This window comes from Vibrio sp. TRT 29B02, from assembly GCF_050113655.1.
Lineage (GTDB): Bacteria > Pseudomonadota > Gammaproteobacteria > Enterobacterales > Vibrionaceae > Vibrio.
In genome coordinates this window covers 1-12,078 of the sequence record NZ_JBNJOJ010000012.1, presented here as the reverse complement: position 1 = coordinate 12,078, position 12,078 = coordinate 1, and the positions used below count along the sequence as shown (strand labels likewise).

Genomic DNA, 12,078 nt, shown 5'->3' with positions numbered 1-12,078 from the left:
CGGTTTCCCTGTTTGATTTGCATCAACAAAGGCGTCGATTACATTTTTTATAAAAATGTAAACAAATAGTAAATCGACGCGCGCGATGCAAGACTGCGCAAGATTTGTGCAGGTTGCGCGCTTTTAACATCGATTTTTGTCATAAAAACCATCGTTTTTTTGCGTTATCACCGCAAAATCGTTTGCTTTAAGTTACTTGCCAAAGCGCATCGGTCAAGAAATGCGCAACTCTAGTGAGATTGGAATAACTCTCAAGAAAGGAAGTAACGATGAAAAAAATCATTGCAGTGAGTCTTTTATCCGTCGTGTCATTTGTGACCTTGGCAGAACGACAGGCGCAAGAACCGATCAAAGTGATTGATCCGGTTGTAGGGTTGGATGCGAAGAAAGTTGAATTGGGAAAAACCTTATGGTTTGAGCCTCGACTATCAGCCTCTAACACGATTTCGTGTAACTCATGCCATAACGTGGCCAAGGGTGGGGTGGATAACCTACCAAGCTCCATTGGACATAAATGGGCGATTGGGCCGATCAATTCACCCACGGTATTTAACTCGGATCTCAATTTTGTGCAGTTCTGGAATGGTCGCGCCAAAGATCTTCAAGAGCAGGCAGCAGGGCCGATTGAGAATCCGCTAGAGATGGCATTTACCCATCAGTTGGCGATCGACACCTTGAAATCGATTCCTCAGTACCGCACTTGGTTCAAACAAGCGTATGGGGTGGAAGAGTTCAGCTTAGAGCAAGTTACGGACGCCATCGCGACCTTTGAGAAAACGCTTCGTACCCCCAATGCACCGTTTGACTTGTGGTTAAGAGGCGAAGACAGCGCGCTCACCACGGCCCAAGTGGAAGGTTACGAGCTGTTCAAAGCGAAGGGGTGTACGGCGTGTCATAGCGGCCCCTTAGCCGGAGGGCAGATGTACCAAAAAATGGGGTTAGTGAAGCGTTTTGAAACCGCCAACACAGATGTAGGACGCAAAGCAATTACTGGCAAAGAGTTCGATGAGTTTGTCTTTAAGGTGCCGACATTGCGTAATATTGAGCTTACCTATCCCTACTTCCACGACGGCTCAGTGTGGGATCTTCAAGAAGCGGTAGAAGTGATGGCAGACGTTCAGTTGGGGCAAAAGCTGACTAACGATGAGTCTGGCAAAATCACCGAGTTTCTTAAATCTTTGACGGGTGATCTGCCGCAAATCGTCTTGCCGCATTTACCACCGTCTACAATTGAAACGGCGCGGCCACAAATCTAACCGATCTTCAAAGCCTCTTTTAAAGATCACTCCGATCAGTTACAAACACGCCTAACATGACTAATTGTTAGGCGATCACCATCGTTTCGGGCATACCTAGTTCTGTGAGCTTGTTTAGCGCCTTTATCATGGCATAAGCGCCTCTGACTTTGAGTCGGGCCCGAACCTTATTTTATGAGATTTTAATCTCATTAATGACTTTGTTTGATTATTGATTAATCAATTACTACTTTTTAATTATCTGTCTCATTCATCCAAGGGATCAGTTTTGAAAAGATTAAAAGTCGTATTCCTAGTTCAGGTGATCATCGCTCTGACCCTTGTGTTGCTCGTGTCAGCATTTATCAAATATCAGAGTTTCAAAGTTAACTTGCATCAAGAACTGGCACATTCAGTGGAAAACACGACCCAACGAATGAAGATCAGTTTGCCCAAATCGGTATGGGACTTCGATCTGGAATCGGCCAAGGTATCCATATCCGCAGAGCTCAATTTGCCAGAGATAGCAGCGATTCAGTTAGTAGACAATGAAGGCAAGGATCTACTGTTCCTCACTCAGCAAGGGAATGGTGAACAGCGGCAAACCGTCGACGTAGTGAATAAAGCCCAATTTCTCGCTGAAAACAGCCTTAGAGCCAGTCTGATATTTGTCGAATATGGTGAGAAGCATTCAGTGGGTGAAGTGGTGGTCTACTTTGATACTGGCGCTTTGGATGCCAAGTTGGCTAGTTCGCTGAATACCAGCATTATTGAGCTTATCGTGCTCGATATCATCATCTCAATTGTTATTGTCTCTGTGTTGGCGATGACGGTAATCAGGCCTATCTCTCAGTTGACTGAGGTGATAAAAGACTTAGCGTCGGGTGATGGAGACCTGACTAACAAACTCGCGCCTGCTAAGTATCGTGAGTTTGCTGACATTACTGAAGGCATCAACAGTTTTACTGAGTCGCTGCGACAGATTGTGCAAGATGTGAATCGTTCATCGGAAGCGCTCGGTGAGAAAGCGCAGGCCAATGGTGCGACGGCGCATACCAATGCAGAAAAACTGGAAGCACAAAGGCACCAGTTGACGACCGTAGCCGCCGCTGCGACCGAGCTAAATCAATCGGTGTCAACGGTCGCCGATACCGCGTCTGAAACCGCAGAGCAGGCTCATACCGCAACCTCGTTAACGACTATTGTCAGCGATGCGATTGAAAACTCCGCAAGAGACATCATCAATATGCGTGAAGAGATGGACCATGTTAACGAGGAAATGCATGTCCTGATTGATGAGGGCCAAAAAATCACGACTTCATTGAAAGTTATCAATGATATTTCCGAGCAGACTAACCTGTTGGCACTCAATGCGGCGATTGAGGCTGCCAGAGCAGGGGAGCAGGGGCGAGGGTTTGCGGTGGTTGCGGATGAAGTCCGAAATCTAGCGGTAAAAACCAGCCAATCCACAGAGCAGATCCATAAAAACATTGTTGCGCTAGATGCGGCAACCAAATCAGTAGAGGACGAACTTACCCGAATTGCAACCTTGCTGGAAACGACCGCTTCAAGAGTCAGCGAGTCTCAAAGCTCGGTCAGTGAGGTGCAGATGCTTATTACTATTATTTCCGACCGAAGTGGCCAGATTTCACAGGCGACCGATGAACAAAGAATGGCGGTTGAGGAGATCAGCAGAGCGATTGTTGAAGCTTCTGAAGCGACTAACGAGGTGTCATCTGGTGCGACTAAGAATGCAAAACGAACGGAAGAAGTATTGAGTCTTAGCCAAAGTATTGCCAACCACATGGCTAAATTCCGTACTTAACCTACCAATCAGAGGGAATGTTATGAGGAATCTTCTATTACTAACAGTGGGTGCACTTTTGTCTGCGGCTGTGCAAGCGGCAACCATTACTGCCGCACAAGATCCATGGGCACCATTTGTTCAGACAGATAAGGCGAATCCGGGGGTATCGGTAGAGATTATTACCGAAGCCTTTAAAACGCAGGGACATATGGTGGACTTCAAAATCATGCCTTGGACTCGGGCATTGAACGAGGTCAAAGATGGAAAAGTGGATGTGCTGGTCGCGACTTGGTTCACGAGTGAACGAACCTCTTTCCTCAACTACAGCGACCCTTATCTCGAAAATTCACTCAAGTTCATCAAGCGTAAGGGCGATGGATTTGAATACAATGGCATGGACAGTTTGACGGGTAAAACAGTGGGGATTATCCGCAATTATGGCTATGGAGATGAGTTTTTGGGGGCGACGAACTTCAACAAACCAGAAGCGAATGATTTAGTGGCGAATGCTAAAAAGCTGATGGCTAAACGGATTGATTTGACACTAGAGGATGAGTTAGTTGCCAAGTCAACTCTATCGGGCGCAGGAATGAATGTGGCTGATTTTGAATTTACCGCGAATGCTTTGTCTGTCAATCCATTGCATGTTACCGCTGGATTGGCGAATCCAAATAATGGGCAATATATCGAGGCATTTAATAAGGGTTTAGCTGAGATAAAGGCCAACGGTACATTCGATAAAATACTCGCAAAATACGGTATCCAATAGCAGTGGAGAAAAGGGCCGAATGTCTGGTCAGTCGGCCCAGTGTGATAGCACTTCATTGCTCAATAGTGACTACCACAGGAAGGAACTTGTTTTGATTTGCAGGGCTAGCGGTTAGCTAGCTCTCTTCTTTACTTCAATTTGTCCTTTGGCATCGTAGGCTTTCTCACCATAGATGAAGGTTTCACAGACGGTGCGATCATCGCCGAGACTCATTAAGACGAACAGTTTTTCTTCAAGCGTAGTGGCTTGATTCATGCGAAAACGCATTAACTGAGTTGCGTGGAGATCCAGCACTACGAAATCCGCTTCTTTGCCGATTTCGAGGTTGCCTATCTTATCTTCAAGGTGAAGAGATCGCGCCCCACCTAGTGTGGCAAGGAATAACGATTTTAACGGGTGCAGCTTTTCTTGTTGCAGTTGCATGATTTTATAGGCTTCGCTCATCGTTTGAAGAATCGAGAAGCTGGTACCCGCACCGACATCTGTCCCCATCCCAACTCTAACGCCATGCTCTTCTAACTTAGGTAGTTTGAATAGACCTGAACCTAAGAACAAGTTAGAGGTAGGACAAAACGCAATCGCGGACTCGGTATCGGCCAGTCGCTGACATTCACAGTCTGATAGGTGGATACCGTGAGCGAACACTGAGCGCTTATGCAGTAATCCATAGTGGTCATACACATCGAGGTAAGAATCACGCTCAGGAAACAGTTCCATTACCCACTCAATCTCTTTCTTGTTCTCAGACAGATGAGTGTGCATATAAACGTCAGGATACTCTTCTAGCAGTTTACCTACGGTCGCCAATTGCTCAGGGGTACTGGTTGGTGCAAAGCGTGGTGTAACGGCATAGAGTAGTCGTCCACGGTTATGCCATTTCTCGATCAGTTCTTTGGATGCTTGGTAGCCAGATTGTGGAGTATCCGTCAGATAATCGGGCGCATTTCTGTCCATCAGTACCTTACCCGCAATCATGCGTAAGTTACGTCTTTCTGCTTCTTCGAAAAAGACATCGATAGACTCTTTGTGGACTGTTCCGAACACTAATGCAGTCGTGGTTCCGTTACTCGCCAGCTCATCGAAGAACAGTTTGGCCACTTTATGGGCGTAGACCGGGTTTTTAAATCGACGCTCTTCAGGAAAGGTGTAGTTTTCCAGCCAATCGAGTAGCTGTTCGCCGTAAGAGGCAATCATGCCAGTTTGTGGGTAGTGAATATGAGTATCGATAAAGCCTGAAGTGATGAGCTTATCTTCATACTCAGTTATGTTTATGTCGTTAGGTTGACGAATGAGAACGTCTTCGGTTGCACCGATATCTATGATGTGACCATTCTCGACCACGATCATACCGTCATCAAAGAATTGGTAAGAGTTATCCAGTCCGACATCTTTCGGATCAGCGATGCTGTGCAAAATAGCTGCACGATAGGCGTTGCGTTGCGTTGTCATTTTTACTTCCTTTTAAACCCGATTAGAACCTCAATCTGGGTTAGGCGATTTTCTCTTCCATTACAGAATCGCTCATTGGTATATCTTTAATGTGGCTGTTTGGGCGCTTTTGTTCAAGTGGAATCCCTTGATAGTGTGCAATTAGCTCACCAGCGACCGAGACGGCGATTTCTGCGGGGTGTTTCCCTGAAATCATGCTGACTCCGATAGGGCAAATCATGGTATTGATTTGCTTTTCACTGTATCCACGTTGGGCTAAACGCATATCAAACTTTTTACGTTTAGTCAGCGAACCAATCATGCCAAAGTAAAGGCTGTCATCACGATCGATAATGGCTCGTGCTAGATCGAAATCAAGCTGGTGGTTGTGAGTCATCACTAGGTAGTAGCTGTTCGGTGGCATATCCGCTACCTCAGCGACCGGATCGTCAGTGACTAACTTTGTGATGCCACGAGGCAATTCCTCTGGGAATACCTCTTCTCGTTCATCAATCCAAGTGACACGAAATGGAAGAGTTGAGACGATATGTAAAAGGGCTTTGGCAACATGACCTGCACCGAATACGACTAGATGTTTTTGCGTGGTGCCAATGGGTTCAAAGCTCAGAGTTGCCATTCCGCCACAACACTGACCTAAGCGAGCCCCAAGGTTAAAACGTTCAACTTTCAGTGCACCTTCTCCCGAGATAAGCATTTCACGCGCCATCTTGGTCGCGACATGCTCGAGATGACCACCACCAATGGTGGCGATCAATCTGTCTCTGGTGACCAGCATTTTGGTGCCTGCATCCCTTGGCACAGAGCCACGGTCTTCCAATACAGTCACCATTACGCAAGGTTCGCTGTTTTTCTCTAGTTGTGCCAGTTCATGAATCCAATTGTCCTTAAACATACGTCTCTCCTTGAACGGTTGAGCTGACGCTCAAATCTTTTCTTCACTCCCATACTGCTGGCTTGGGAGTGACCTGTTAGCGTGTGTTAAGCCTTCTCAGCAGTCTGCAATGCAGATTGTGCTTGGGGCTGGGTGACTTTCTGAATCGCCATTAACACTCGCTCAGGTGTTGCGGGTGTATCAAGTTTTGCAATAGCACCTTCCACGGCGACATAAGAAATGGCGTCTTTCAGGGCGCTCCAAACAGACATGCCAAGCATGAATGGGGGTTCACCGACGGCCTTAGAGTTAAACACGGTATCTTCTGGATTGGCTCGGTTTTCCAGAAGGTGGGTATGGAACTCTATCGGCATATCCGCAATCGCTGGGATTTTGTAGCTTGCAGGACCATTGGTCATCAGACGCCCTTGCTCATTCCACACTAACTCTTCGGTTGTTAACCACCCAACACCTTGCAGGAATCCACCTTCAACTTGGCCGATATCAATCGCTGGGTTTAGCGAAGCCCCTACATCGTGAAGAATGTCGGCGCGAAGGATTTTGTATTCTCCCGTTAAGGTATCAACAATCACTTCGGAGCATGATGCACCGTAGGCGTAGTAGTAGAACGGACGACCACGTGCTTTCTCATGATCGTAATAAATCTTAGGCGTGCGGTAGAAACCGGTACTTGAGAGTGACACCTGATTGAAGTAGGCCAACTGAACAAAGGATTCAAAGGTCATGATTTCATCACGAATCATGATCATGCCATTTTTGAAGATGACCTCTTCAGGTGAGACTTTAAAGTGACTTGACGCGAAGTCTATTAGTCGTTGTTTTATCGTCAGAGCGGCGTTCTGGGCTGCTTTACCGTTGAGATCGGTGCCCGATGAGGCTGCGGTCGGCGATGTGTTCGGTACTTTGTCGGTATTGGTAGCGGTGATTTGGATACGTTCAACATCAACTTGGAACTCCTGTGCAACAATTTGTGCCACTTTGATATTTAGACCCTGTCCCATTTCAGTACCGCCGTGGTTAAGATGAATACTGCCATCGGTGTAAATGTGAATGAGCGCACCAGCCTGATTTAGGAAAGTCGCAGTGAATGAAATACCAAATTTCACCGGAGTGATCGCAAGGCCTTTTTTTAAGATCGGGCTTTGCTTGTTAAACTCAGCAATGGCTTTACGACGCGCGTGATAGTCACTACTTTGTTCTAACTGTTCGGTGATCTCAGGCAAGAAGTTATCTTCAACCGTCTGGTAGTAGTGAGTGACATCACGTCCCTCGCCACCGTAGTAATTTGCTTTGCGGACTTCGAGCGGATCTTTGCCAAGGTAACGGGCAATTTCATCCATAATATGCTCGATGGTCATCATCCCTTGTGGGCCACCAAATCCTCGATAAGCTGTGTTTGAGGCGGTGTTGGTTTTACAACGGTGACCTGTCACTGTCGCATCACCCAGATAGTATGCGTTGTCTGAGTGGAACATGGCACGATCAACAATCGAACTCGATAGATCTGGCGAGTAGCCGCAGTTACCAGCCACGATGATCTCAGCGCCCTGAATGACGCCATTGTCATCAAAACCGATTTTGTATTGGTTGTAAAACGGATGACGTTTGCCCGTCATTGTCATATCTTCTGCGCGTGGTAAGCGCATTTTGGTTGGGCGTTTAGTCAGGTGTGCAATAACGGCAGCCATACATGCTGGCGCAGCGGCCTGAGTCTCTTTACCACCAAAACCACCTCCCATACGGCGCATATCAATCACCACCTTATGCATCGGGACGCCAAGCACTTCAGCAACCAGCTTTTGCACTTCGGTAGGGTTTTGAGTCGAGGTATAAACGATCATGCCGCCATCTTCGGTGGGCATGACGCTACTGACTTGAGTCTCAAGGTAGAAGTGTTCCTGACCACCGATTTCAAGATCGCCTTCGATGATGTGTTTTGCTTTCGCAAGCGCCGCCGCAGAGTCGCCGCGTTTTTGTTGATGGCTTTCGGTAACGAAGAGTTCTTTTTCCAACGCTTCTTTTACATCCAGAACCGGTGGTAGCGCTTCGTACTCGACAATCGCAGCCATTGCTGCTTTGCGAGCCGTCTCCAAATCATTGGCAGCCACAGCAAGTACAGGTTGACCGTAGTACTGAACGAGACCATCAGCCAGTAGCGGGTCACCAGGAAGAATTGCACCGATATCGAGTTGCCCAGGAACATCCTCATGGGTGATGGCAATCGCGACACCTTCAAACTCATAACAAGGTGAAACATCAATATGAGTGATCTTGGCGTGAGCTTGCGTACTGAGTCGAGCGTAGACGTGCAATTGATTTGGAAACTCAAGACGATCATCAATATAGATGGCTTCGCCTGTCACTTGTTTTGGGGCGCTATCATGCTTTACGCTTTTACCAACGCCAGTTTTGAGATCCTGCTTTACGATGGCGACCATCTCCTCATGAGTCATGGTCTGATGATGTGCGTTAGACATAAGACGTTACCCTTGTTTCAATCTGGTTGTTATGAAGGTTTTGCTCTATGAAGAATCGGCGCAGCATGTTCGCGGCGGTAAGAGAGCGGTACTCTTTGCTTGCTCGGAAATCTGACAGAGGCTCGAAATCGTTATGGATCTCGCTCATGGCTTCATCAATGTTGGCCTGATTCCACTCTTTGCCAAGCAAAGTATTTTCACAGCGAGTCGCGCGTTTAGGTGTTGCGGCCATGCCACCAAAGGCAATTCGAGCACCAATGACCTTGTTATCTTCGATCTGGATATTGAACGCACCACAAACCGCAGAAATGTCATCGTCTAAACGTTTCGAAAGCTTGTAAGCTCTGAATGTCTCATTCGCTTTTGGCTTTGGAATAATAATTTGCTCAATGAATTCACTCTCTTGCTGAGCGGTTACCTTGTAGCTGATGAAGTACTCTTCAATCGGCATGATACGGCTCTGTTTACCACGACGTAGCTTGATTTGAGCGTTGAGCGCAATCAGTAGGGGAGGAGCGTCACCGATCGGTGAGGCGTTGCCAATGTTGCCGCCTAGCGTACCTTGGTTACGAACTTGAAGCGAAGCGAAACGGTGCAGCAGTTCACCAAAATCTGCGTAATGCGTGGTCAGCAGTTGGTATGCGTCGCTAATGGCAACATTGGCACCGATATGCAGCGCATCGTCGCTCTCTTCACATACCTTCATATCTTCCACTAGATTGAGGTTGATAAGTGTCTCAATCTCACGGTGGAACTGCGTCACTTCTAGGGCTAAGTCTGTGCCACCGGCAACCAGTTTGGCTTTCGGGTTGGCGCTATAGATATCTGCGAGTTCGTTGATGCTTCGAGGCAGATAGGCAGTGAGGTGGCCATGACTTAGGCTAGCAGGTTGTTCCGCAAGAGTTTGTAACCTAGCCACGGTGGTTTTTTCCAACTCAACAAATTGATCCATCAAAGGTTCGTTGGAAACTAAAGAAAGTGCCGCATCAACAATTGGGCGATAGCCAGTGCAGCGACATAGGTTTCCGGCAAGAGACTCCATAACGTCTTCTTTGTTCGCGGCTGGTTTGTTTTTGCTCAAAGCGAACATCGACATAATGAAACCAGGGGTACAGTAACCACATTGTGAACCGTGGAAATCGACCATCGCTTGCTGTGTTGGATGAAGCTTGTCTTTATTTTTTAGATCTTCAACAGTAATCAGTTGTTTACCGTGAAGGCTAGAGACGAACGTCAAACAAGAGTTAACAGAGCGGTATTGAAGCTTTCCTTCAACAACTTCACCAAGTACCACGGTGCAGGCGCCACAGTCTCCTGAACCACATCCTTCTTTTGTCCCTGTTTTTTGTACTTGTGTTCTCAGGTATTGGAGAACCGTCATATTGGGTGACAGTTCACTTTCTTGTCTGAGTTCTTGATTGAGTAGGAAAGTAATCAAGAGACCTCCTTGTGCATTGACACTAATGTTCCGATGTTTTTTCTGACCTTTGGGTCAATAATTGGTTAATTTGACTCCTAGGTCAACTTTAATTTTACAAAAGCGCAACAATAAGTGGCTTGTAATTTTACATGTCAGAGGGTGGTGTTGATCTTAAGTGATTGATAAATAATGGGTTGATAGTTATGTTTGTGTAAAAATTCTTAGCGTAAAGATTTTTAATATTGTATTTTTATTTGTATACAATCTTAAGGGGAGAGATAAAAAACCCAGCTTGATGCTAGGTTTGAGTCTTGGTTGGGGGAGTGTCAGAGACTATTTACGGTTCAATATATCCGAGAAGACAACATGCAGATCATTAGAGGCAGTGCTACTGTCAAGATTGAGCCGAGACCGAATGTGGTTGATATGCTCCTGCATCAGAGACAAAGCCTGTGCGGCATCGCCCGCTTCTATAGCGTCAAGTAGGTTGGAATGTTCATCGAGCGAACAGTTGGCGTGATTACCAGTTTCGTACTGAGCAATGAGTAGAGAGGTCTGAGAAACTAAGCTCCTTTGGAATGCCAGCAAAGGCGTATTGTGGGCCATTTCAGCGAGTTTGATATGGAATTCTCCCGACAAACGCAACCCTTTACCGTAGTCACCGTTGGCAAATGCGTCGTTCTCTTTCTCTACTAAGCGGCGACACTCTTCAATTTTGGCTGGTGTGGCATGTTCAACCGCCAATTCGGTAATCGCCAGTTCCATCACCTCACGCGCTTTGATGATCTGTTTCGCCTCATCTTTTGTTGGTGCAGATACCATCGCACCTCGGTTAGGACGAATACTCACAACTTGTTCCATCGATAGACGCAGCAACGCTCGACGTATGATGGTGCGGCTGACACTAAAGATTTCAGCGAGTGCTTCTTCATTCAGCTTTGTTGCTGGAGGTAGACGCTGCTCTAGAATTGCATCAAAGATATGACAATAAACCACGTCATCCTGGGTTTGGCCGGCGACTTTTGTCTTGACGTTTTTCGCCACAGAATTTTTTAGATTTGCCATAAGCGGCGTTCACTCTCAAACCATTTATTTCGCTAATAAAACAATCATACTTCACTTTGTATACATGTGGCTAGCTACCCTTAGAAGGCTTTGTGAAGCGAGACGACTGAAATGTTAACAAATATTGGTTAGATGTTTGAAAATGCACATTTAACATGTTTTACTGCGCGCATATTCAACAAGTTGGGCAAGTAATGGCATGAAAAAGATCAATGTAGTCGGAACCAGTGGTAGCGGAAAATCAACATTTTCAGCCCAACTAGCTCGTCACCTTGAGTGCCCCCATATCGAAATGGATCGACTTTTTTGGAAACCGAACTGGCAGGAGTCCAGTGACGAGGAGTTTTTCTCTCGCCTAGAAGATGAGCTGAAAGCGCCGAGCTGGGTACTGGACGGTAATTACAATCGAACTCGTGTCATTAAATGGCATAACGTTGATACTGTGGTATGGGTTGACTACTCATTGTCGAGAACCCTCTTTCATGCAGTGAGACGAGCTTTAAGCCGCTCAATTTCAGGCAAAGAGTTGTGGCCCAACACGGGCAATAGAGAAACGCTGAGAAAATCATTTTTCAGTAGAGATTCAATTTTATTGTGGACGATCAAAACCTATCATTCGAATCGTGCAAGGTACTTAGCAGATATGGACAATCCTCAATATCAACATATTCACTTTGTTAGATTGACAAGTCCTGCGGAGGCGAGACGATTTCTATGCGATTTATAGGGACGTGTTATAAGGACAAAGCGCTACTGACAGTGTAGAAAATACTTTTCTCTCCGGGCAACTTTTTGCTCGATTCAAGCAAAAAGTTGCTCAGCTTGTATATTCATAAATTCTTAACTTATTGAAATATATACATTTTAATTTTGGCGCGTTTTTTGATTAAGAGTGAGTGTTATTACACACAACCTCTAAGGATTTTACTATGCCAACTCCATGTTATATTTCTATCGACGGTGA

The 12,078-nt window shown here is 46.2% G+C and carries 9 protein-coding genes; 4 read left to right on the top strand and 5 right to left on the bottom strand.

All coding sequences use genetic code 11. The features are described from left to right. The first annotated feature begins 269 nt into the window (after positions 1 to 269). From ACQEXT_RS09230 to ACQEXT_RS09220, 3 genes are all read left to right on the top strand, one after another. Positions 270 to 1,256, top strand: coding sequence for a cytochrome-c peroxidase (locus ACQEXT_RS09230; protein WP_426951718.1), 987 nt, complete (start codon positions 270 to 272; stop codon positions 1,254 to 1,256). Between the two features lie 268 nt (positions 1,257 to 1,524). After that, positions 1,525 to 3,060 (top strand): methyl-accepting chemotaxis protein, encoded by a 1,536-nt coding sequence (locus ACQEXT_RS09225; protein WP_426951717.1) that lies wholly within the window; start codon positions 1,525 to 1,527, stop codon positions 3,058 to 3,060. Between the two features lie 22 nt (positions 3,061 to 3,082). Then, positions 3,083 to 3,811 carry a transporter substrate-binding domain-containing protein gene (locus ACQEXT_RS09220; RefSeq protein ID WP_426951715.1) on the top strand — a complete coding sequence of 243 codons (729 nt, stop codon included), beginning with the start codon at positions 3,083 to 3,085 and terminating at the stop codon, positions 3,809 to 3,811. 111 nt (positions 3,812 to 3,922) lie between these two features. Here ACQEXT_RS09220 and guaD read toward each other — a convergent pair whose 3' ends face one another. The 5 genes from guaD to ACQEXT_RS09195 form a co-directional block, all read right to left on the bottom strand. After that, positions 3,923 to 5,260 carry a guanine deaminase gene (gene guaD / locus ACQEXT_RS09215; protein ID WP_426951713.1) on the bottom strand — a complete coding sequence of 446 codons (1,338 nt, stop codon included), beginning with the start codon at positions 5,258 to 5,260 and terminating at the stop codon, positions 3,923 to 3,925. Between the two features lie 40 nt (positions 5,261 to 5,300). Continuing rightward, positions 5,301 to 6,152, bottom strand: a complete 852-nt coding sequence (gene xdhC / locus ACQEXT_RS09210; protein ID WP_426951712.1) for a xanthine dehydrogenase accessory protein XdhC — start codon at positions 6,150 to 6,152, stop codon at positions 5,301 to 5,303. Between the two features lie 86 nt (positions 6,153 to 6,238). Then, positions 6,239 to 8,629 (bottom strand): xanthine dehydrogenase molybdopterin binding subunit, encoded by a 2,391-nt coding sequence (gene xdhB / locus ACQEXT_RS09205; protein WP_426951710.1) that lies wholly within the window; start codon positions 8,627 to 8,629, stop codon positions 6,239 to 6,241. Next, the gene (xdhA, locus tag ACQEXT_RS09200; protein ID WP_426951819.1) at positions 8,622 to 10,010 is read right to left on the bottom strand and encodes a xanthine dehydrogenase small subunit; all 1,389 of its coding nucleotides are present in this window, start codon (positions 10,008 to 10,010) and stop codon (positions 8,622 to 8,624) included. Before xdhA ends, xdhB begins: the two co-directional genes overlap by 8 nt. 372 nt (positions 10,011 to 10,382) lie before the next feature. Then, positions 10,383 to 11,114, bottom strand: coding sequence for a GntR family transcriptional regulator (locus ACQEXT_RS09195; RefSeq protein ID WP_426951709.1), 732 nt, complete (start codon positions 11,112 to 11,114; stop codon positions 10,383 to 10,385). 199 nt (positions 11,115 to 11,313) lie between these two features. Here ACQEXT_RS09195 and ACQEXT_RS09190 point away from each other — a divergent pair, with 199 nt between their 5' ends. After that, the gene (locus tag ACQEXT_RS09190) at positions 11,314 to 11,841 is read left to right on the top strand and encodes an AAA family ATPase (protein ID WP_426951708.1); all 528 of its coding nucleotides are present in this window, start codon (positions 11,314 to 11,316) and stop codon (positions 11,839 to 11,841) included. Positions 11,842 to 12,078 lie beyond the last annotated feature (237 nt).